This window comes from Streptomyces sp. DSM 40750, assembly GCF_024612035.1.
Classification (GTDB): Bacteria; Actinomycetota; Actinomycetes; order Streptomycetales; family Streptomycetaceae; genus Streptomyces.
Genome location: NZ_CP102513.1, coordinates 9,014,035 through 9,039,754, shown reverse-complemented (window position 1 = coordinate 9,039,754; position 25,720 = coordinate 9,014,035). Strand labels below are relative to the sequence as shown.

Genomic DNA, 25,720 nt, shown 5'->3' with positions numbered 1-25,720 from the left:
AGGGTCAGAGGGCGCTGGACAACCGTTCAGGACAGCCCGAGCTCGTTGTCGATGAAGTCGAACAGCTCGTCGTTGGAGGACGACCCGATCCGTTCGGCCACCTCGACGGTGGAGTCGTCGTCGGAAGCCTCGCCCAGCTTCTCCAGGAGCTCCTTCAGCCTCTCGGCCACCTTCGTGCGGGTCTCGCCGTCGTCCATCACGTTGGAGAGCAGGGGCTCCAGCTTGTCGAGCTCGGCGAAGACCACCGGCTCCCCCGTGTCGCCGTCCGGCAGGAGCTCCTCCCCCAGGTGGTCCACCAGCGCCGTGGGGGTCGGGTGGTCGAAGACCAGCACGGCCGACAGTCGAAGACCCGTCTCCGCGTTGAGCCGGTTGCGCAGTTCCACCGTGGTCAGGGAGTCGAAGCCCATGTCCTTGAAGGCCATGTCCGGCTCCACCGTTTCCGGCGAGCCATGGCCGAGGACCGTCGCCACCTGCACCCGCACCAGGTCCAGCAGAGCCCGGTACTGATCGGCCGCGGAGAGACCGGCCAGGCGGTCCCGCAGCGATCCGGTACCGGTGTGCGCGGTTTCCGCAGCCGCGACCCGGCGCCGGGGGACACGCACCAGGCCGCGCAGCAGAGTGGGCACGTCGCCGGTACGGGCCTGGACGCGCAGGGCGGCTAGGTCCACATGGGTCGGCACGAGCACGGTTTCGTCGGTCCCGAGCGCGTCGTCGAACAGCGCGAGGCCCTCGTCGGAGCTGAGCGCGTTCAGCCCGGCCCGGGCGATGCGCTGGAGGTCCGCCTCGCCGAGGTCCCCGGTCATCTTGCTGCGCTGCTCCCACATGCCCCAGGCCAGGGACACCGCCGGGAGACCCTCGGCCCTGCGGTGCTGGGCCAGGGCGTCCAGGAAGGCGTTGGCCGCCGCGTAGTTGGCCTGGCCGGCGCCGCCGAAGGTACCGGAGACGGAGGAGTACAGGATGAAGGCGGCGAGGTCGAGGTCGCGGGTGAGCTCGTGGAGGTGCAGGGCGGCGTCCACCTTGGGGCGCAGCACCTTGTCCACCCGCTCGGGCGTCAGCGACTCCACCACACCGTCATCCAGCACACCCGCCGCATGCACCACGGCCGACAGCGGATGCTCCGACCCGATCCCCGCCAGGAGACGCTCCACCGACGCACGGTCGGCGACATCACACGCCACGACCTGTACCTCGGCGCCCAGCCCGGCCAGCTCCGCCACCAACTCCGCCGCACCCGGCGCCTGAACACCACGACGACTCGTCAGCACCAGACGCTCAACCTTGTGCTCCACCACCAGATGACGGGCCAACAGCGCGCCCAGACCACCCGTACCACCCGTGACCAGCACCGTGCCCGGCCCATCGAGCGTCCTCGGGATGGTCAGCGCCACCTTGCCGGTGTGCCGGGCCTGGCCGATGAAACGGAAGGCATCAGGAGCCCTGCGCACATCCCAGGTGCGCACCGGCAGCGGCCGCAGTACCCCGCTCTCGAACAGCGAGATCAGCTCGCCCCACATCTCGTGGATGCGATCGGGTCCCGCCTCCATGAGATCGAACGCCTGGTAGGAGACACCGCTGTACTCGGCGGCCACCTCCTCCGGCACCCTGATGTCGGTCTTGCCCATCTCCAGGAACCGGCCGCCGCGCGGCAGCAGACGCAGGCCCGCGTCCACGAACTCCCGCGCCAGCGAGTCGAGCACCACATCCATACCGCGCCCACCGGTCACATCCAGGAACCGCGTCCCGAAGTCCAGCGTCCGCGACGACGCGATGTGCTCATCGTCCACACCCAGCGACCGCAGGGTGTCCCACTTGCCCTCACTCGCCGTACCGAACACCTCAGCCCCGAGGTGCCGTGCCAGCTGGAGCGTGGCCATGCCCACACCACCGGCCGCCGAGTGCACCAGCACCGACTGGCCGGCCTGGAGACCGGCCAGGTCCACCATGGCGTAATAGGCCGTCAGGAACACGATGGGAGTCGACGCCGCCTGCTCGAACGTCCAGCCCTCCGGCACCCGGGCGACGACGCGCCGGTCGGTGACGGCGACCGGGCCGAACGACCCGCTGAAGATGCCCATCACCCGGTCGCCGGGCGCCAGGCCCGTCACTCCGGGACCGACCTCGGTCACGATGCCGGCGCCCTCACCACCGAGCGGCCCGGCCTCTCCGGGGTACATCCCCAGGGCGTTGAGCACATCGCGGAAGTTCATCCCCCCCGCGCGCATCTCGACCCTGATCTCGTTCTCGCCCAGCGCTTCGGTGACGTCGGGGCTGGGCAGCAGCGCCAGGTTCTCCAGCGTTCCCTTGGCGTGCATGTCCAGGCGCCATTCCCGTATTCCGGCAGGAGGCAGCAGCGCGGTGCCCGAGGAGACCCGGGCCATGCGCTGGCCGAGCACCGTACCCTCACGGACCACAGCCTGTGGCTCGTCGCCGGCGAGCACCGCGGGCAGTGCCGCCTTGGACGCCTCGTCCTCGTCGAGGTCCACCAGGACGAAGCAGTTCGGGTTCTCCGACTGCGCGGACCGCACCATGCCCCACAGGGGTGCGTGGACCAGGTCCGGAGTCTCGTCGCGGCCCTCGGGCGCCATGGCGCCCGAGGTCACGAAGACCAGTCGGGAGGAGTCGAACCGACGGTCGCCGAGCCAGCCCTGAATCATGCCGAGCGTGTGGTGCGTCACCGTATGGATGGCATCCGCGGGCTCCAGACCCCGCCTGGCCTTGCTCTTGCCCCTGGACTCGCCCTTCGCCTTGCTCTTGGACTTGCCCTGAGCCGCCTCGTCGTCAAGGCCCGGTGCGTAGGAGACCAGCACGGCCTCCGGGGCAGCGGCGCCACCGTCGATCGCTGCGCCCAGCGCGTCGAGATCGGCATAGGCGGCCACCTCGGCACCGGCGACCGCGCCGGCGGCCAGTCCGTAGTGGTCGGTACCCACCACGGCCCACCGCGCCGTTGCCGCCCCGGCCGCAGCGATGGCCGGAACGGGAGTCCAGTCCAGCGTGAACAGCGAGTCACGGAACGCCGACGTCCTGGCGGAGTCGATGTGCTCCACCGACACCGGGCGCAGCACGAGGGATTCAATCGACGCCACCGGGCGGCCAGTTCCATCGGCCACCGCGAGGGAGACGGAATCCGATCCCAGCTGAGTGAGCCGCACCCGCAACGCGGACGCGCCACCGGCATGGAGCGACACCCCGCTCCAGGAGAACGGGAGCCGGGAGAGCCCGACATCCTCCAGGGCGACGAAGACCACCGCCTGCACGGCAGCATCCAGCAGCGCGGGATGAAGGCCGAACTCGGCCCCGTCCGACGCGTGCTCCTTGGGCAGGCGCACCTCGGCGAAGATCTCGTCACCATGGATCCATACCGACCGCAGCCCCTGGAAGACCGGGCCGAAAGCGAAGCCGCCCGCCGCCATCCGGTCGTAGACGTCCTCGGTGTCGATCCGCTCCGCGCCCTCCGGGGGCCATACGGTGAGGTCGGCCTGTCCGCTCTCGTCCGGCGTGTCGCTCTGGGCGAGCAGGCCGGAGGCGTGCTGGATCCACGGCTGGTCCATGGTGGGGTCTTCCAGCCGGGAGTACACGTTCAGCGAGCGCGCGCCGTTCTCGTCCGGGCCGCCCACCGCCAGTTGGAGGTGCACCGCGCCCCGTTCGGGCAGCGCCAGCGGCGCCGTGAGGGTCAGCTCCTCGACCCGGTCGCATCCCACCTGGTCGGCGACGTGCAGGGCCAGTTCGAGGAAAGCGGTGCCGGGCAGCAGAATCGTGTCCTGGACCATGTGGTCGACCAGCCACGGGTGCGTCTGCGGCGAAAGGCGGCTGGTGAACAGGAAGCCGTCCGCGTCGGGCAGCTCGACGGCGGCGCCCAGCAGCGGATGCGTGGGCGGGACGAGCCCCACGGCGGTGACATCGCTGACGAACGTCGTCAGGGCGTCCAGCCAGTAGCGCTGCCGCTGGAACGCGTAGGTGGGCAGTTCGACCCGGCGGGCACCACGGCCCGCGAACAGGGCCTCCCAGTCGACGGTGACGCCGTGGACGTGGAGTTCGGCCAAAGCCGTCGTCAACGCCCGGGCCTCGGGGCGGTCCTTGCGCAGCACCGGCACGACGACCGAGGCCGATGCGTCCTCCGCCGCCAGGCACTCCCGCGTCATCGCCGAGAGAACACCGTCGGGACCCACCTCCAGGAAGGTGGTCACGCCCTGCGCCTCAAGTGCCCGTGCCCCGTCCGCGAACCGCACGGCCTCCCGCACATGCCGCACCCAGTACTCCGGCGAGCACACCTCGTCCGCTTCCGCCGCCTCGCCCGTCACATTGGACACCAGCGCGATGACCGGTGGAGCGAACGACAGCCCCGCGACCACCTTGCGGAAGTCGTCCAGCATCGCGTCCATACGGGGCGAGTGGAACGCATGGCTGACCCTCAGCCGGCGGGTCTTGCGGCCCTGCTCCGCCCACTGGCCGGCGATCTCCAGCACCGCCGCCTCATCACCGGCGATGACCACCGCAGCCGGCCCGTTGACCGCCGCGATACTCACCTCGGCCCCACGCCCGGCCAGCGAACCGGCTATCTCCTCCTCCGACGCCTGCACCGCCACCATCGCCCCACCGCCCGGCAGCGCCTGCATCAGACGGCCACGCGCCGCGATCAGCGTGCACGCGTTCTCCAGCGAGAACACCCCCGCCACATGCGCCGCGGCGACCTCACCGACGGAGTGACCCATCACCACATCCGGCGTGACACCCCAGTCCTCCAACAGCCGGAACAACGCCACCTCAATGGCGAACAGCGCGGGTTGGGTGAACACCGTCTGATCCAGCAGCCCGGCATCCGCACTGCCCTCAACCGCGAACATCACCTCCCGCAACGGACGGTCCAGCACCACATCCATGTACGCGCACACCTCGTCCAGCGCACGCGCGAACACCGGGAAGGCGTCATACAACTCCCGCCCCATACCCAGACGCTGCGCACCCTGACCCGAGAACAGGAAGGCGGTGATTCCGGTCGGAGTGGCGACCGAGCGCACGACCCCGGGGGCCTCCTCGCCGGTCGCGACGGCATCGAGCCCGCGCAGCAGCTCCGCACGGTCCACGCCGGTCAGCACGGCACGGTGTTCGAACACCGACCGGGTGGCCACCAAGGAGTAGCCCACGTCCTTCAGGCTCAGTTCCGGCCGTGCGGTCAGATGGGCCCGCAGCCTCCGTGCCTGGGCGCGCAGCCCGTCCACGCTCCGGGCGGAGAGCGCCCAGGGAACCGCGCCGCGCTCGTCAGGAGCCGTCACCTCGGCTGGTCGCACCTCTTCGATGTCCAACGGGGCCTGCTCGATGATGGTGTGCGCGTTGGTGCCGCTCACCCCGAAGGCGGAGACACCGGCCCGGCGCGGCCGGCCCGTCTCCGGCCACGCGGTGGCCTCGGTCAGCAACCGCACCTCACCCGCCGACCAGTCCACCTGCCGCGACGGCTCATCCACATGCAGCATCTTCGGCAGCACACCGTGCCGCATCGCCATCACCATCTTGATCACACCCGCCACACCCGCGGCGGCCTGGGTATGCCCGATGTTGGACTTGACGGCCCCCAGCCACAGCGGCCGGCCCACCGGCCGCTCCTGGCCGTAGGTGGCCAGCAGCGCCTGCGCCTCAATCGGGTCACCGAGCATGGTGCCGGTGCCGTGCGCCTCCACCGCGTCCACCTCAGCAGCCGACAAGCGGGCGTTCGCCAGCGCCTGCCGGATCACCCGCTGCTGCGAGGGCCCGTTCGGCGCCGTCAGACCGTTCGACGCACCATCCTGGTTCACCGCCGAGCCGCGCACGATCGCCAGCACCTGGTGGCCATTGCGCCGCGCGTCCGACAGCCGCTCCACCAGCAGCACATCGGCGCCCTCGCTCCAGCCCGTACCGTCCGCCGCGTCCGCAAACGGCTTGCAGCGTCCATCCGGGGCGAGCCCGCCCTGCCGGCTGAACTCGACGAACGCCATCGGAGTGGACATCACCGCCACACCGCCCACCAGAGCCATGCTGCATTCGCCCTGGCGCAGCGACTGGCAGGCCAGGTGCAGCGCCACCAGCGACGACGAGCAGGCCGTGTCCACCGTGACAGCGGGACCCTCCAGGCCGTAGGTGTAGGCGAGACGGCCGGAGACGACGCTGCCCGCGTTGCCGGTCAGCAGATGGCCCTCGACGTCCTCGGGCACCGTCTCCAGGTTGGTGCCGTATCCGGATCCCGAGAAGCCGACGAACACCCCGACCTGGCTGCCCCGCACCGACGCGGGGTCGATGCCCGCCCGCTCGAACACCTCCCACGACGTCTCCAGCAGCAGCCGCTGCTGCGGATCCATCGCCAGCGCCTCACGCGGCGAGATCCCGAAGAACCCGGCGTCGAACTCACCCGCCCCGTCGAGGAACCCACCCTCACGGGCGTAGAACGTGCCCAAGCGCCCGGGGTCCGGGTCGTACATCCCGTCCACGTCCCACCCACGGTCGGACGGAAAGGACGACACGGCGTCACCGCCGCTCTCGACCAACTGCCACAGATCCTCCGGGCTCCGCACCCCACCGGGGAAGCGGCAGCTCATCCCGACGATCGCGATCGGGTCGTCGTCCGCGCCGGCCCCGGCGACGGCCCCGGACCTGGTGGCGAGCGCCGGAGACGAGGCGCCCAGCACCTCGCTGCGCAGATGCGCCGCGAGCGTGCCGGCACTGGGATAGTCGAAGACCAGCGTGGCGGGCAGGCCGAGACCGGTCTCCGCGGCCAGCCGGTTGCGCAGGTCGACCGCGGTCAGCGAGTCGAAGCCCAGATCGCGGAAGGCCCGGTTCGGCTCCACCATCTCCGCAGACGCGTAGCCGAGCACGGAGGCGGCGTGCCTGCGCACCATATCGAGCAGCGTCCGGTCCCGCTCGCCCTCGGTGAGCGGCTTGAGCCGCTCACGCAGCTGCGCCCCGGCGACGCCGGCGCTCTCGCCACCGTCGCCCTGAGTCTCCAGCACCCGGACCTCGTCGAGGTCGCTCAGCAACGGACTGGGACGGACCGCGGTGAACGAGGGCGCGAACCTCTCCCAGTCCACGTCCACGACCGTCATAACACCGTCGTCACCGGCCACCGCACGCTCCAGAGCGGCGATCGCCAACTTGGGTGCCATCGCGGGCAGTCCACGCCGCGCCAGCTGCTCCCCCGCGTCGCCGCGGGTCGCCATGCCGCCCTCGGCCCACGGGCCCCAAGAGACGGCAGTGCCGGCGAGACCCCGCGCACGGCGCTGCTCCACCAGCGCGTCCAGGAAGGCATTTCCGCAGCCGTAGACGCCCTGGCTGCCGCCACCCCACACACCCGAAATGGACGAGAAGACCACGAAGGCGTCGAGCTCACGGTCGCCGAGCAGCTCGTCCAGGTTGACGGCACCCGCCACCTTGCCCGACACCACCCTGGCCGCGTCCGCGAGCTCCGTCTCCAGCAGGGAGGCCGCGATCGTGACACCCGCCGCGTGCACCACCCCGGCGAGCGGCCGATCCTCCGGCACGGCGTCTAGGACGGCCGCGAGCGCGTCACGGTCCGCCGCGTCACACGCGGCCACCGTCACCTCGGCACCCATCCCCTCCAACTCCGCCTTCAACTCGGCGGCGCCTTCGGCCTCGAGACCACGACGACTGGTCAGCACCAAGTGCTCGGCACCACTGCGGACCAGCCAGCGGGCCACCTGGCCACCGAGCGCACCCGTGCCACCGGTCACCAGCACCGTGCCACGCACCCGCCACGACGTCCCGTCGCCGACGGCCGGCGCGGACCGCACGAGACGGCGTACGAAGACACCGGAGCCGCGCACCGCGAGCTGGTCCTCGCCGCCCTCGACGGAGAGCACACCGGCCAGCCGCTCCGCAGCGCGCTCGTCCAGGGACTCGGGCAGGTCGACCAGACCGCCCCACAGCCGCGGCAGCTCCAGCGCGGCCACCCGGCCCAGCGCCCACACCATCGCCTGCGTCGGGCTGGTGAGCCGGTCCGAACGCCCCACCGACACGGCGCCGCGCGTACCGCACCACAGCCGGGCCGGGATCTCGGCCTGAACCATGGCCCGCACCAGCGTCAACGTCAGGGCGAGACCGTTGGACAGCGCGGGGTGTTCCGAGCAGGGCTCCTCGTCCAGGGCGAGCAGAGAGAGCACACCACCCAGCTCGGGCGTCTCCGCGGCCACCTCGCACAGCCGCTCCGCCAGCACATCCGCGTCAAGGTCCCGCTCGTCCACCGCGACCGGGACCACACCCGCGCCGTGCCGCTCAAGCCCGGAGACGATCTCCGCCACCAGCTCGTCCTCGGCACGGGCCGCCGGAACCACCACCAGCCACATCCCCGACAACGACCCACCGGCCACATCCATGACCGGCTTCCACGCCACCCGATAGCGCCAGCCGTCGATCGTGGACTGGTCACGCCTGGTGCGGTGATACGCGGACAGCGCGGGCAGCACCGCGCTCAGCGGCGCCTCGCCGTCGACATCGAGCGCCTCAGCGAGCGCTTCGAGATCCTCACGCTCGACCGCTTCCCAGAACCGCGCGTCGACGGAACCCGTGCCATCGGCCGCGCGTCCGCCGGGCGGCAGGCCGAATCCATCGAGCCAGTACCGCTGGCGCTGGAAGGCGTAGGTCGGCAAGTCGACCCGGCGGACACCATGTCCTTCGAACGTCTTCCGCCAGTCGACACCGGTTCCGCTGACGTGGAGTTCGGCGGCGGAGGTCAGGAACTGCTCCAGGCCGCCCTCGTCACGCCGCAGCGTGCCCACGACCACGGCCTGCGCCTCGGCGGCCTCCACGGTCTGCTGCAACGGCAGCATCAGCACAGGGTGGGGGCTCGCCTCGATGAAAACACCATGTCCGCTGTCGAGCAGTGCGCGGGTGGTGGCCTCCAACTCGACGGTCTGCCGCAGGTTGCGATACCAGTACTCCGCGTCCAGATCGGCCGTGTCCACCAGCTCACCGGACACCGTCGAGTAGAACGGCACCTGCGACGGACGCGGCTCGATGCCCGCCAGGACCTTCAGCAGTTCCTCGCGGATCTCCTCCACATGCGCGGAGTGCGAGGCGTAGTCCACCGGAACCCGGCGAACCCGCACCTCCTCACCCTCAAGCCGCGCCACCATCTCATCCAGCGCCCCCGGGTCACCGGACACCACGACCGAACCCGGGCCGTTCACCGCGGCGACCGAGATGGCGCCACCCCACGCGCCGATACGCTCCTTGACCTCGTCGACCGACAGCCCGACCGACACCATGCCACCACGGCCCACAAGACCCGCCGCGACCACCTGCGAGCGCAAGGCGACCACCTTCGCAGCGTCCTCCAGCGACAGCGCACCCGCCACACACGCCGCGGCAATCTCACCCTGACTGTGCCCCATCACCGCATCCGGCTCCACACCCACCGAACGCCACAACCTCGCCAACGACACCATCACCGCGAACAACACCGGCTGGACCACATCCACCCGGTCAAAACCGGGAGCACCCTCCGCACCACGCAGCACATCCGTCAACGACCAGTCCACATACGCCGACAGAGCCGACTCACACTCACCGACCGCCCCCGCAAACACCGGCGAAGACTCCAACAACCCCACCGCCATACCCACCCACTGCGCCCCCTGACCCGGGAACACAAACACCGAACGGCCGACGTCGCCGGTCCTCCCCCGCACCACACCGTTAACCGTGGAGGAGTCCTCGGCGACCGCCTCCAGCCGCTCGAGGAGCTCGTCGCGGCCAGCCCCCGTCACCACGGCCCGGTGCTCGAACGCGGACCTGGTCGTGGCCAGCGAGAGAGCCACGTCTGCCGCGCTCAACTCCGGGCGCTCCATGAGGAATTCCCGCAGCCGCCCGGCCTGCGCCCGCAGTCCCTCGGCACCACGGCCCGACACGACCCACGCCACCGGGCCGTCGACGACCTCGGACTCGGCGACCTCGGCCACCTCGGACTCGGGCGCCCGCTCCAGGATGGTGTGCGCGTTGGTGCCGCTCATGCCGAACGAGGACACGGCGGCGCGGCGCGGGTGCTCCCGGTCCGGCCACGGGGTCGACTCGTGCAGCAGGGAGACGGCGCCGCCGGTCCAGTCGATGTGCGGCGAGGGCTCCTCCGCGTGGAGCGTCTTCGGCAGCACGCCCGCACGCATGGCCATCACCATCTTGATGACACCAGCCACACCGGCCGCCGCCTGCGCATGGCCGATGTTCGACTTCACCGAGCCCAGCCACACTGGCTGGTCCGCGGGCCGGTCCTGCCCGTACGTGGCCATCAGCGCCTGCGCCTCGATCGGGTCACCCAATGTGGTGCCCGTCCCGTGCGCCTCCACCGCGTCCACTTCGGCGGCCGACAGCCGGGCGCTGGTCAGCGCCTGCCGGATGACCCGCTGCTGCGAGATGCCGTTGGGCGCCGTCAGACCGTTGGACGCGCCGTCCTGGTTGATGGCCGAGCCCCGGACGATGGCCAGCACCTTGTGGCCGTTGCGCTCGGCGTCGGACAGCCGCTCCACGAGCAGCATGCCGACGCCCTCGCCCCAGCCCGTGCCGTCGGCCGCGGCGCCGAACGGCTTGCACCGGCCGTCCGCCGCCAGGCCGCGCTGCCTGCTGAACTGGACGAACGCCGACGGGGTGGACATCACCGTGACGCCACCGGCCAGCGCGAGCGAGCACTCGCGCTGACGCAGCGCCTGAACGGCGAGGTGCAGGGCCACGAGGGACGACGAGCACGCCGTGTCCACGGAGAGCGCGGGGCCCTCGAGACCCATGGTGTAGGAGATCCGGCCGGAGACGATGCTCGCCGCGTTGCCGGTGGCCGAGTGGCCCTCGACATCCTCCAGGCTCTCGGCCGCGCCGAGCATGAGCAGGGAGTAGTCCTGGCCATTGGTCCCGACGAACACGCCGGTCCTACTACCGCGCAGGGACGTCGGGTCGATGCCCGCCCGCTCAACCGCCTCCCACGAGGACTCCAGCAGCAACCGCTGCTGCGGGTCCATCGACAGCGCCTCGCGCGGCGAGATCCCGAAGAACGCCGGATCGAACTGGTCGGCGTGCTCCAGGAAACCGCCCTCGGTCGTATAGCTGGTGCCGGGACGGTCCGGGTCCTCGTCGTAGAGGGCGTCGATGTCCCAGCCACGGTCCATGGGGAATTCCGAGATCGCGTCGGTGCCGTCCGCCACCAGGCGCCACAGGTCTTCGGGAGAGTTCACCCCTCCGGGGAACCGGCAGCTCATGGCGACGATCGCGATCGGTTCCTGGTCCGCTGACTCGGCCTCGAGCAGGCGCTGGCGAGTCTGCTGGAGATCCGCAGTCACCCGCTTGAGATAGTCGAGAAGCTTCTCTTCGTTCATTGTTATGTCACCCATGGAAGTAGTAAGGAACGACCCTCTGGAACCGACCGCGCCAGCTCAGGAGATCCCGAGCTCCTTGTCGATGAAGTCGAAGATCTCGTCCGACGTCGCCGACTGAATCTTGTCCGAAACCGCCTTCTTGCCCGAGGTGGGCGATTCCTGCTCCGCCTCTCCCCACTTCAGAAGGAGCGTCTGCAGGCGCGTGGTGATCCTTGGCCGGTCCACGTCGTCGGCGGAGATCGTGGCCATCGCCGCTTCGATCCGGTCCAGTTCGCTGAGGATCGGTGCGGCCGCCGAGACCCCGTCCCGCACGACGTCGGTACGCAGTCGGCGGGCGAGCGCTACGGGCGTCGGGTGGTCGAAGACGATCGTCGCGTGCAGGCGCAGGCCCGTCGCCACGTCCAGCCGGTTGCGCAGTTCGACGGCGGTCAGCGAGTCGAAGCCGAGTTCGCGGAAGGCCCGCTGGGACTCGACCGACTCCACCGACGGGAAGCCCAGCACCATCGCCACCTGCGCGGTGACCAGATCGAGCAGCGCTCGTTCCTGCTCCGCCTTGGACATTCCGGCGAGCCGCTCGCGCAGCTCCGAGCCACCGTTCTCGAACTGCGTGGCGGTCCCGCCGCCGGGCGCGGCCTCCAGGATCCGCCGCGCCTCGGGCACCTCGTCCAGCAGCCGGCTGGCCCGTACGGCGGTGTAGGCGGGTACGAATCGCTCCCAGTCGAGGTCGGCGATGGCCAGGTGCGTCTCCTGCAGGTCGAGGGCCTGCTGGAGGGCCTTGACCGCCAGCTCCGGGGCCATCGCGGCCATGCCGCCGCGCCGCAGCCGTTCCTCCAGCGCCCCGTCGGCCACCATGCCGCCCTCGGCCCACGGGCCCCAGGCCACCGAGGTGGCCGCCAGGCCCTGGGCCCGGCGCTGCTGCGCCAGGGCGTCGAGGTAGGCATTGGCCGCCGCGTAACTGCCCTGCCCGGCGCCGCCGATGGCTCCGGCGAGCGAGGAGAACAGCACGAACGCGGAGAGGTCGAGGCCCTCCGTCAGCTCATGCAGGTTGCGGGCACCGTCCACCTTGGGACGCAGCACGCCCGCGACCCGCTCCACCGACATCGCGTCCAGGACACCGTCGTCCAGGACACCCGCCGCGTGCACGACGGCGCTCAGCGGATACCGCTCCGGGATGGCGGTTAGTACCGCGGCCAGGGCCTCCCGGTCGGCGGCGTCACATGCCGCGATGGTCACCTCCGCGCCCAACTCGGTGAGCTCGTCGCGCAGTTCGGCCGCACCCTCGGCCTCCAGGCCACGGCGGCTGGTCAGCACCAGATGCTCGGCGCCGGCGCGGGCCAGCCACCGGGCCACCTGACCGCCCACTCCCCCGGTACCGCCGGTCACCAGCACCGAGCCCCGCGCGGTCCACGGCCGGGCCGTGGCCCGCGGCGCGGTGGCCCGCACCAGGCGCCGGGTGAACACGCCCGACGTGCGCACCGCCACCTGGTCCTCGAACTCGCCCGCACCGCCGCCCAGCACACCGGACAGCCGGGCCGTGGCCCGCTCGTCGAGCGTCTCCGGGAGGTCGACCAGACCGCCCCAGAGCCGGGGGTGCTCCAGACCGGCGACCCGGCCGACGCCCCACATCTGCGCCTGGGCGGCGCTGCGCAGGGTGTCGGATCCGGTCACCGACACGGCACCTCTCGTCGCCACCCACAACGGAGCCTCGACACCGGCTTCCACGAGTGCCTGCAGCGCGACGAGGTTCAGCGCGAGCCCTCGCGGCACCACCGTGTGCCCGGCGCAGGGGTCCTCATCCAGGGCCAGCAGGGAGAACACCCCGCCGACGGCCCCGTCCGGCGCGCCCTCGACCGCCGTGCGCAGCCGCTCGGCGACCGCCGCACGGTCGATGTCCGCAGCGCCGTCGAGGAGGACCCGCGCCACCTCCGCGCCCTGCCGCTCCAGCATGGTCACCGCGGAGGTGACCAGCTCGTGGCTGGCGTGCGACCGCGGAACCATGACCATCCAGGTCCCGGTCAACGCCCGCTCCGAGAGCTCGGACACCGCGGTCCAGGCGATCTGGTAGCGCCAGCCGTCCACCGTGGACCGCTCACGGTGGCCCTTGCGGTAGGACGACAGGGCGGGCAGCACCTCGGTCAGCGAGGCGGTCCCGTCCACCTGCAGCGCGGTAGTCAGAGCCTCCAAGTCCTCGCGCTCGACCGCTTCCCAGAACCGGGCGTCGACCAAGTCCGCGGTGGAGGTGGCGGAGCCGCCCGACGCACCGCCGCTGTCCTCCAGCCAGTAGCGCTGCCGCTGGAACGCGTACGTCGGCAGCTCGACCCGGCGGACGTCCTGGCCCGCGAACAGGGCCTCCCAGTCGACGGTGACGCCGTGGACGTGGAGTTCGGCCAGAGCCGTCGTCAACGCCCGGGCCTCCGGGCGGTCCTTGCGCAGCACCGGCACCACGACGGGGGCCGAAGCCTCCTCCGCCGTCAGGCATTCGCTCACCATCGCCGAGAGCACACCGTCGGGGCCCACCTCGATGTACGCGGTGACGCCCTGCGCTTCGAGGGTCCGCACCCCGTCGAGGAAACGGACGGTCTCCCGCACATGCCGCACCCAGTACTCCGGCGAGCACACCTCGTCGACGCCCGCCGACGTGCCCGTGAGGTTGGAGACCAAGGAGATCGACGGCGCCTGGAAGGACAAGCCCGCGACCACGTCACGGAAGTCGTCCAGCATCGCGTCCATACGCGGTGAGTGGAACGCATGACTGACCCGCAGCCGGCGCGTCTTACGGCCCTGCTCCGCCCACTGCCCGGCGATCTCCACCACCGCCGCCTCATCACCGGCGATGACCACAGAGGTCGGCCCATTGACGGCGGCGATGCTCACCTCCGCCTCACGACCGGCCAGCGAACCGGCGACCTCCTCCTCCGACGCCTCGACGGCCACCATCGCCCCACCCTCGGACAGCGCCTGCATCAGCCGGCCACGAGCGGCCACCAGCGCGCACGCGTCCTCCAGCGAGAACACCCCCGCCACATGCGCGGCAGCGACCTCACCGATGGAGTGACCGATCACCACATCCGGGGTGACACCCCAGTCCTCCAGCAGCCGGAACAACGCCACCTCGACGGCGAAGAGGGCGGGCTGAGTGAACGCCGTCTGGTCGAGCAGCTCGGCGTCCGCGCTGCCCTCGGCCGCGAACATCACCTCACGCAGCGGGCGATCGAGCAGCACATCGAGATGCGCGCATACCTCGTCCAGGGCGCGGGCGAACACCGGGAAGGCGTCGTACAGCTCTCGTCCCATGCCCAGGCGCTGTGCGCCCTGACCGGTGAACAGGAACGCGGTCTTTCCGCCCGGGGCCGCCTGTCCCTGGACGATGCCGGGGGCGTCGTCGCCCGCGGCGACGGTCTCCAGGCCGCGCAGCAACGTCTCACGTTCGGTCCCCAGCAGCACCGCGCGGTGCTCGAACACCGACCGGGTGGCCACCAGGGAGTGGCCCACGTCCTTCAGGCCCAGCTCCGGCCGTGCGATCAGATGGGCCCGCAGCCGCCCTGCCTGGGCGCGCAGCCCGTCCGCGCTCCGGGCGGAGAGCGTCCAGGGAGCCGCGCCACGCTCGTCGGGAGCCGTCACCTCGGCCGGTCGCTCGTCCTCCGAGTCCGGCGGTGCCTGTTCGATGATGGTGTGCGCGTTGGTGCCGCTCACACCGAAGGCGGAGACACCGGCCCGGCGCGGCCGGCCCGTCTCGGGCCACGCGGTGGCCTCGGTCAGCAACCGCACCTCACCCGCCGACCAGTCCACCTGCCGCGACGGCTCATCCACATGCAGCATCTTCGGCAGCACCCCGTGCCGCATCGCCATCACCATCTTGATCACACCCGCCACACCAGCAGCGGCCTGCGTATGACCGATGTTCGACTTCAGCGCGCCCAGCCACAACGGCCGGCCCACCGGCCGCTCCTGTCCATAGGTCGCGAGCAGGGCCTGCGCCTCAATCGGGTCACCGAGCATGGTGCCGGTGCCGTGCGCCTCCACCGCGTCCACCTCAGCAGCCGACAAGCGGGCGTTCGCCAGTGCCTGCCGGATCACCCGCTGCTGCGAGGGCCCGTTCGGCGCCGTCAGACCGTTCGACGCACCATCCTGATTCACCGCCGAACCACGCACGACCGCCAGCACCTGATGGCCATTGCGCCGCGCGTCCGACAGCCGCTCCACCAGCAGCATGCCCACACCCTCCGACCACCCCGTGCCATCCGCCGCGTCAGCGAACGGCTTGCACCGGCCATCGGGCGCCAGCCCCCGCTGACGACTGAACTCCACAAAGGCCGCCGGCGTGGCCAGCACGGTCACACCGCCCACCAGCGCCATGGAGCACTCGCCCTGGCGCAGTGCCTGCGCGGCCTGATGCAGCGCCACCAGCGACGACGAGCACGCCGAGTCCACCGTCATCGCCGGCCCCTCAAGACCCAAGGTGTAGGAGATACGACCGGACACGACCGATGTCGCGTTACCCGTCAGCAGCTGACCTTCCAGCGCCTCGGCCAGCTCGCTGGAACCGGACCCGTAGCCCGAGGCGGCGGCCCCCACGAACACGCCGATCTGGCTGCCGCGCACGGACGTGGGAGCGATACCGGCCCGCTCGAACACCTCCCACGACGTCTCCAGCAGCAGCCGCTGCTGCGGATCCATCGCGAGCGCCTCACGCGGCGAGATCCCGAAGAACCCGGCGTCGAACTCGCCCGCCTCATGCAGGAAGCCGCCCTCGCGCGAGTAGAACGTGCCCGGCTGCTCGGGGTCCGGGTCGTACATCCCGTCCACGTCCCACCCGCGGTTGGACGGGAACTCGGAGATCGCGTCACCACTACCGGCCACCAGCTGCCACAAGTCCTCCGGGCTGTGCACCCCGCCCGGGAAGCGGCAGCTCATCCCGACAATCGCGATCGGATCGTCATCGACCGCAGATGGCGTCGCTACCGGCGCGGCCACCGCGCCCTGCGTGCCCAGCAGCTCGGCACGCAGATGACCCGCCAGCACCATGGCGCTCGGGTAGTCGAAGACCAGCGTCGCCGACAGTGCCAGCCCGGTCTCCGCGTTCAGCCGGTTACGGAACTCCACCGCCGTCAGCGAGTCGAATCCCAGCTCCTTGAACGCGCGCGCGGCCTCAACCGCCTCCGCACCCGCGAAGCCGAGAACAGCGGCCGCGTGGCCACGCACCAGGTCGAGCAGGGCCCGGTCGGTCTCCGCCTCGGTCAGCCCCGCCAACCGCTCCCGCAGTACGGAGCCGACACCGGCGCCTTCGGTGTTTCCGGCGTCAGCCAGCGCCCGCTGGACCTCGGGCAGGTCGCCGATCAACGGGCTGGGCCGCCCGATCGTGAACGAGGGAGCGAACCGCTCCCAGTCCACATCGGCGACCGTCACCACACCCTCATCACCCGCGACCGCACCCTGCAACGCGGCGACCGCCAGACCCGGCGCCATCGAGGCCAGGCCACGGCGCGCCAGCTGCTCGCCGCCGTCACCGGCCGCCATACCGCCCCCGGCCCAGGGACCCCAGGCCACCGCGGTACCGGCAAGACCCCGCGCCCGACGATCCTCCACCAACGCATCCAGACAGGCGTTGGCCGCACCATAAGCAGCCTGACCACCACTGCCCCACACACCGGAGATCGACGAGAACACCACGAACGCGTCCAGCTCACGGTCACCCAGCAACACATCCAGGTTGACGGCACCCGCCACCTTCCCGGACACCACCGCCGCCGCGTCCGCCAGACCCATCCCCGCCAGCTCGGCCGCCTGCTCCACACCCGCCGCATGGAACACCGCACTGAGCGGAAACTCCTCCGGAACATCAGCAAGGACAGCGGCCAACGCGTCACGGTCCGTCACATCACACGCCACCACGGTCACCCGCGCGCCCAGCACCTCGAGCTCATCGCGCAGCTCGGCAGCGCCCGGCGCGTCAAGGCCGCGACGGCTGGCCAGCACCAGATGCCCCACACCGCTGCGCGCCAGCCAACCGGCCACCCGGCCACCCAGCGCACCCGTACCACCGGTCACCAACACCGTGCCACGCGCCCGCCACGTCGTTCCGTCGGTCGCCGGCGCGGCCGAACGGGTCAGGCGGCGTGCGAACACACCCGAACCACGCACCGCCACCTGGTCTTCGCTGGTCTCGGTGGCCTCGGCGGCCAGCACACCGGCCAGCCGGGCGATCGCACGCTCGTCCAGAGACTCGGGCAGATCCACCAGACCACCCCACACCGCGGGGTGCTCCAGCGCCACGACCCGTCCCAGACCCCACACCTGCGACTGCACCGCGCCGGTCAGCCGATCCCAGCGCCCCACCGACACCGCGCCACGCGTACCGCACCACAACCGGGCCGGAACATCCGCCTCGACCATCGCCTGCGCCAGCACCAGGCTCCGCGCATAACCACCCGACAGCGCCGGATACCCCGGGCTCGGCTCCTCGTCCAGAGCGAGCAGAGATAACACTCCACCCAGGGCAGGCGCGTCGGCGATCGCCCCGCGCAGCCGCTCCCCCAGCACCTCGGCGTCGAGGTCCTGTTCGCCGACCACCAGTGCCACCGCGTCCGCGCCGTGCCGTTCGAGTCCGGAGACGATCTCCGCCACCAGCTCGTCCTCGGCACGGGCCGCCGGAACCACCACCAGCCACGTCCCCGACAACGACCCACCGGCCACATCCACGACCGGCTTCCACACCACCCGATAACGCCAACCGTCAATCGTGGACTGCTCGCGATTGCTCCGGTGATATGCGGACAGCGCGGGCAGGACCGCACTCAGCGGCGTTTCGCCGTCGACGTCGAGCGCCTCGGCGAGCGCTTCGAGATCCTCGCGCTCGACCGCTTCCCAGAACCGCGCATCCACCGAATCCGCGGCGGCCGAACCGGCATCGCGGACACCCCCGACCGCGGACACCTCGGGCCAGTACCGCTCACGCTGGAACGCGTACGCGGGCAGCTCCACCATCCGCGCACCGCGCCCGGCGAAGACGGACTCCCACTCCACCGAGGCTCCATGGACGTGGAGTTCGGCCAGCGCCATCGTCAACGCCCGGGCCTCGGGCCGGTCCTTGCGCAGCACCGGCACCACGGCCGAGGCCGCGGCCTGGTCCTCCGTCAGGCAGTCCCGCGCCATCGCGGACAGCACACCATCGGGGCCGACCTCCAGGAACCTGGTGACGCCCTGGGCGGTGAGTGCCCGCATTCCGTCCGCGAAGCGCACGGCCTGGCGCACATGCCGCACCCAGTACTCCGGCGAACGCACCTCGTCCGCTTCCGCCGCCTCGCCCGTCACATTCGAGACCAGAGCGATGGACGGCGCCTGGAAGGACAGGCCGGAGATCATGCTGCGGAAGTCGTCCAGCATGGCGTCCATACGGAGCGAGTGGAAGGCGTGGCTGACCCGCAGCCGACGGGTCTTGCGGCCCCGCTCCGCCCACTGGGCGGCGATCTCCAGCACAGCGGCCTCGTCACCGGCGATGACCACAGAGGTCGGGCCGTTGACCGCCGCGATGCTCACCTCGGCCCCACGCCCGGCCAGCGACGGCGCGATCTCCTCCTCCGGCGCCTCGACGGCCACCATCGCGCCGCCTTCGGGCAGCGCCTGCATCAGACGGCCACGCGCCGCGATCAGCGCGCACGCGTCCTCCAGCGAGAACACCCCCGCCACATACGCCGCCGCGACCTCACCCACCGAGTGACCGATCACCACATCCGGGGTCACGCCCCAGTCCTCCAGCAGCCGGAACAGCGCCACCTCGACCGCGAAGAGGGCGGGCTGGGTGAACGCCGTCTGATCCAGCAACCCGGCATCCGTACTGCCCTCGACCGCGAACATCACCTCACGCAGCGGACGCTCCAGCAGCACATCCAGATGCGCACACACCCCGTCCAACGCCTGGGCGAACACCGGGAACGCCTCGTACAACTCCCGCCCCATACCCAGACGCTGCGCACCCTGACCCGAGAACACGAACGCCGACCTGCCAGCCGTCACGGCCTGACCCTGGACGGCTCCCGAGGCGATTCCGCCCTCTGCGACGGCCCGCAGGCCACGCAGAAGGGTCTCCCGGTCCTCACCCACCAGCACCGCACGGTGCTCGAACACCGTCCTGGCCGCCAGCGTGTGCCCGACGTCCAGCACGCCGATGTCTTCCCGCGCCGCCACATGCGCATGCAGCCGCTCGGCCTGCGCCCGCAACGCCTCCCGGCTCTTCCCGGAAACCAGCCACGGCACCACAGCCGCCGACACGGCCGTTCCGGAGGGCACGGTGTCCGAGACCTCCAACTCCTCCGCAGCGGGGGCCTCTTCGATGATGGTGTGCGCGTTGGTGCCGCTCACACCGAAGGCGGAGACACCGGCCCGGCGCGGCCGGCCCGTCTCCGGCCACGCGGTGGCCTCCGTCAGCAACCGCACCTCACCCGCCGACCAGTCCACCTGCCGCGACGGCTCATCCACATGCAGCATCTTCGGCAGCACACCGTGCCGCATCGCCATCACCATCTTGATCACACCCGCCACACCCGCGGCGGCCTGCGTGTGCCCGATGTTGGACTTGATGGCACCCAGCCACAGCGGGCGGCCCACCGGCCGCTCCTGGCCGTAGGTGGCCAGCAGCGCCTGCGCCTCAATCGGGTCACCGAGCATGGTGCCGGTGCCGTGCGCCTCCACCGCGTCCACCTCAGCAGCCTGCAGCCCCGCGCTGGCCAGCGCCTGGCGGATGACCCGCTGCTGCGACGGCCCGTTCGGCGCCGTCAGACCGTTCGACGCACCATCCTGGTTCACCGCCGAGCCGCGCACGATCGCCAGCACCTGATGGCCGTTCCTGCGCGCGTCCGACAGCCGCTCCACCAGCAGCATGCCCACACCCTCCGACCACCCCGTGCCATCCGCCGCGTCAGCGAACGGCTTGCACCGGCCATCGGGCGCCAGCCCCCGCTGACGACTGAACTCCACGAACGCGCCCGGCGTCGACATCACCGACACACCACCGGCCAACGCCAGGTCACACTCACCCTGACGCAGCGCCTGTACCGCGAGGTGCAGAGCCACCAGCGACGACGAACACGCCGTGTCCACCGTCATCGCCGGCCCCTCGAGACCGAACGTGTACGAGATACGGCCCGACACCACACTGGCCGCGCTGCCCGTGCCCACATGGCCACCGAAGTCCTCGGAGGCGTCGAGCATGAGCGTGGAGTAGTCCTGGCCGTTGGTGCCCACAAACACACCGGTCCGGCTGCCCCGCAGCGACTCCGGGGCGATACCGGCGTGTTCGAACGCCTCCCACGAGGTCTCCAGCAGCAGCCGCTGCTGCGGATCCATCGCCAGCGCCTCACGCGGTGAGATCCCGAAGAACTTCGCGTCGAATTCCGGGGCACCGTAGAGGAAACCCCCCTCACGGGCGTAGAACGTGCCCGGCTGCTCGGGGTCCGGGTCGTACATACCCTCGACGTCCCAGCCACGGTCGCCGGGGAACCCGGAGATGGCGTCCCCGCCCTCGGCCAGCAGCCGCCACAGCTCCTCCGGTGTGTGCACATCCCCGGGGAACCGGCAACTCATCGCCACGATCGCAATCGGGTCGCCGTCATCCGGCCGCGCCCGGTGCGCCACCGCCGAGGTGGCCGCTTCGGCGGTGACCCCGCCCAGCTCCTGCCACAGATAGTCGGCGAGCACCTCGGCGGTCGGGTAGTCGAAGACGAGAGTCGCGGGCAGGCGCAGACCGGTGGCCAGGTCGAGCCGGTTGCGCAGCTCGATGGCGGTGAGGGAGTCGAACCCGAGGTCCCGGAAAGCACGGCCGGGCTCGATCGACCGGGCCGAAGCGTGGCCGAGCACGGCGGCCGCGTGGCCCTGTACCAGTTCCAGGACGGCCTGGTTCCGCTCGGCCTCCGACAGCCCGATGAGCTTCTGGGCGAAGGTGACAGCTTCCGCCTCGGCCTCGCCGCCGACCCCGGTCAGGTACATGCGCGCTTCGGGGAGGTCACTGAGGAAGGCGCTGGGGCCCGCGCTCAGCATCGAAGCCATGCCGGCCCAGTCGATGTCGGCCACGACCAGCGAAGCCTCGTCATGGCCCACGGCCCAGCGCAACGCGTCCACGGCCAGCGAGGGAGCCATGGGGGGCAGCGGCCCTCCGCGCATCCGCTCCCCGGCGCGGCCGCTCGCGGCCATGCCGCCGTCGGCCCACGGGCCCCAGGCGACCGCCGTACCGGCGAGTCCGGCGCCGCGACGCAGCACCGCGAGTGCGTCCAGGTGGGCGTTGGCCGCCGCGTAGGCGGCCTGGCCCGCACCACCGAAGACGCCGGCGAACGACGAGAACAGCACGAACGCGTCGAGTGACAGTTCCGCAGTCAGCTCGTGCAGGTGCCGCGCGCCCTCGACTTTCGCGGCCAGCGTCCCGGCCAGCCGGTCGACGGACAGGCCGCCCAGCACACCGTCGTCCAGAATGCCCGCCGCGTGCACGACCGCGCTGAGCGGATACCGCTCCGGGATGGCGGCCAGCACCGCGGCGAGGGCATCGCGGTCGGCGGCGTCGCAGGCCGCCACGGTCACCTCGGCGCCCATTTCTTCAAGTTCCGCCGTGAGCTCGGCAGCGCCTTCGGCCGCCGGGCCGCGACGGCTTGTCAGCACCACGTGTCCGGCGCCCTCGCGCACCGCCCAGCGCGCCACGTGCGCGCCCAGGGCACCGGTGCCACCGGTGATCAGCACCGAGCCCCGGGGCCGCCACGCGCGCTCGGCCGACTCGTCGCCCGCCGTGACGCGGTGGAGGCGCCGGACGAACACACCGGAACCCCGCACCGCCACCTGCTCCTCGGCGCCCTCGGCGGACAGCACACCGGCCAGCCGCCCCACGGCACGCTCGTCCAGCGTCCCGGGCAGATCAACCAGGCCACCCCAGATCCGAGGGTGCTCCAGGGCCGCCACCCGGCCAAGACCCCACACCCCCGCCTGCACCGGGCTGGTGAGCCGGTCCGAACGCCCCACCGACACCGCACCCCGCGAGGCGCACCACAACCGAACGCCCACGTCCAACCCGGCCAGGGCCTGCACCAACCGCAAAGTGAGCGCGAGTCCCGCCGCGACCACCGGCTCCTCGACGAGGGGCTCCTCGTCCAAGCCGAGCAACGACAACACACCGATCTCGGACTCGCCGTCGAGCGCGCCGAGCAGCGCCCGGGCCAGCCCGTCGGCGTCGGTGCCGGCGGCAACCGCCACCGACACCACCCGGGCACCGTGACTCTCCAATCCATGGCGGATCGACGTGGTGACGTCGCTTTCCGCCAGTCCGGCCGGCACCACCACCAGCCAGGTCCCCGCCAGAGACCCGCTGGTCATGTCCGGGACCGGCTTCCAGGAAACCCGGTACCGCCAGCCGTCGACCATGGACCGCTCACGCTGCTGACGCCGGTACGACGACAACGCGGGCAGCAACTCGCTCAGCGAACCCTCCCCGTCAACCTCCAGCGCCTCGGCCAGAACCTCCAAGTCCTCGCGCTCGACCGCTTCCCAGAACCGGGCGTCGACCAAGTCCACACTGTCGGCGGCGGAGCCGCCCGACGCACCGCCGCTGTCCTCCAGCCAGTAGCGCTGCCGCTGGAACGCGTACGTCGGCAGCTCGACCTTCCGCGCACCGCGTCCGGCGAAGAACTGTTCCCAGTCGACGGTGACGCCGTGGACGTGGAGTTCGGCCAGAGCCGTCGTCAACGCCCGGGCCTCCGGGCGGTCCTTGCGCAGCACCGGCACCACGACCGAGGCCGAAGCCTCCTCCGCCGTCAGGCATTCGCTCACCATCGCCGAGAGCACACCGTCGGGGCCCACCTCGATGTACGCGGTGACGCCCTGCGCTTCGAGGGTCCGCACCCCGTCGAGGAAACGGACGGTCTCCCGCACATGCCGCACCCAGTACTCCGGCGAGCACACCTCGTCGGCACCCGCCGACGTGCCCGTGAGGTTGGAGACCAAGGAGATCGACGGCGCCTGGAAGGACAAGCCCGCGACCACGTCACGGAAGTCGTCCAGCATCGCGTCCATGCGCGGTGAGTGGAACGCATGACTGACCCGCAGCCGACGGGTCTTGCGGCCCTGTGCCGCCCACTGCCCGGCGATCTCCACCACCGCCGCCTCGTCACCGGCGATGACCACAGAGGTCGGGCCGTTGACCGCCGCGATACTCACCTCGGCCCCACGCCCGGCCAGCGACGGCGCGATCTCCTCCTCCGACGCCTCGACGGCCACCATCGCCCCACCCTCGGGCAGCGCCTGCATCAGCCGGCCACGCGCCGCGATCAGCGCGCACGCGTCCTCCAACGAGAACACCCCCGCCACATACGCCGCCGCGATCTCGCCCACCGAATGGCCGATCACCACATCCGGGGTCACGCCCCAGTCCTCCAGCAGCCGGAACAACGCCACCTCGATGGCGAACAGCGCGGGCTGGGTGAACGCCGTCTGATCCAGCAACCCGGCGTCCGCACTGCCCTCGGCCGCGAACATCACCTCACGCAGCGGACGCTCCAGCAGCACATCCAGATGCGCACACACCCCGTCCAACGCCTGGGCGAACACCGGGAACGCCTCGTACAACTCCCGCCCCATACCCAGACGCTGCGCACCCTGACCGGTGAACACAAACACCGAACGGCCCCGCACATCCGCCACACCACGCGTCACACCCGAGGCGATCTCATCCCCGGCCAAGGCGCCCAGCCGAGCCAGGAGCTCCTCGCGGCCAGCCCCCGTCACCACCCCACGGTGCTCGAACACCGACCGCGTCGCCACCAGCGAAAACGCCACATCGGCGGCGCTCAGCTCCGGACGCTCGGCCAGGAAGTTCCGCAGCCTGCCCGCCTGTGCGCGCAGGCCGGCCACGCTGCGGCCGGCCACCACCCAGGCCACCGGACCATCGGTGACCTCGGACTCGCCCTCCTCGACCTCCTTAGGCTCCGGAGCCTCCTCCAAGATCACATGGGCGTTCGTGCCGCTGATGCCGAACGAGGAAACACCGGCCCGGCGAGGCTGCTCGGTCTCGGGCCAGGGGGTCGACTCGTTGAGCAGCCGGATGTCGCCCTCCGACCAGTCCACCTGGGATGACGGCTCATCCGCGTGGAGCGTCTTGGGCAGCATGCCGTTCCGCATGGCCATCACCATCTTGATGACCCCACCGACACCGGCGGCGGCCTGGGAGTGGCCGATGTTGGACTTCAACGAGCCCAGCCACAGCGGCTTGTCCTCCGGCCGCTCCTTGCCGTAGGTGGCGAGCAGCGCCTGCGCCTCGATCGGGTCGCCCAGCGACGTACCCGTACCGTGCGCCTCCACCGCGTCCACCTCAGCGGGGGTCAAGCCCGCGTTCTTGAGCGCCTGGCGGATCACCCGGCGCTGCGAGGGGCCGTTGGGGGCCGTCAGGCCGTTGGACGCACCGTCCTGGTTGACCGCCGAACCACGCACGATCGCCAGCACCGGGTGGCCGTTGCGCCGGGCGTCGGAGAGCCGCTCCAGGAGGAGCAGGCCCACGCCCTCCGCCCAGCCGGTGCCGTCGGCGCCCGCGCCGAACGCCTTGCAGCGTCCGTCGGGAGCGAGCCCGCCCTGGCGGCTGAACTCCACGAACATGCTGGGGGTGAACATGACGGCGACGCCGCCCGCGAGGGCCAGCGAGCACTCCTCCTGACGGAGCGCCTGGCAGGCCCAGTGCAGCGCCACAAGCGACGACGAGCACGCGGTGTCCACCGTCACGGCGGGCCCTTCCAGGCCCAGGGTGTAGGCCACCCGCCCGGAGACCACGGAGGTGGCGTTGCCCGCGAGCAGCAGCCCCTCCACGCCTTCGGGCATCTCGCTCACCCCGGCTCCGTAGCCGGACGGTGAGGCGCCGACGAACACACCGGCCTGGCTGCCCCGCACCGACGCCGGATCGATCCCGGCGCGCTCGAACGCCTCCCAGGCAGTCTCCAGCAGCAGCCGCTGCTGGGGGTCGGTGGCGAGCGCTTCCCGCGGGCTCATGGAGAAGAAGCCGGGGTCGAAGTCGCCGGGCGCCTCCAGGAATCCGCCCTCGCGGACGGAGAAGGTGTCGGACCGGTTCGAGTCCGGGTCGAAGAAGCCGTCCACGTCCCAGCCCCGGTCGGGCGGGAACTCGGTGATGGCGTCGCCGCCATCGGCGACGAGCCGCCACAGCTCCTCCGGAGTCCGCACACCTCCCGGGTACCGGCAGCTCATCGCCACGATGGCGATGGGCTCCCGGTCGCGCTCTTCCACCTGTCGAAGTCGCCGACGAGCCTGACGCAGGTCAGCGGTCACCTTCTTGAGGTAGTCAAGGAGTTTTTCGTCTTCCGCCACTATCCCCAGCCCCTTGAAACGCTCTGCGAGTTCCAGCTCGACAT

2 protein-coding genes are annotated in these 25,720 nt (G+C 71.3%); both read right to left on the bottom strand.

The features are described from left to right. Positions 1–26: 26 nt before the first annotated feature. Complete coding sequence (locus JIX55_RS39665; protein ID WP_257568044.1) at positions 27–11,336, bottom strand: type I polyketide synthase; 11,310 nt, start codon at positions 11,334–11,336, stop codon at positions 27–29. A gap of 57 nt (positions 11,337–11,393) precedes the next feature. After that, the gene (locus JIX55_RS39660) at positions 11,394–25,676 is read right to left on the bottom strand and encodes a type I polyketide synthase (RefSeq protein WP_257568043.1); all 14,283 of its coding nucleotides are present in this window, start codon (positions 25,674–25,676) and stop codon (positions 11,394–11,396) included. Between the last annotated feature and the right edge of the window lie 44 nt (positions 25,677–25,720).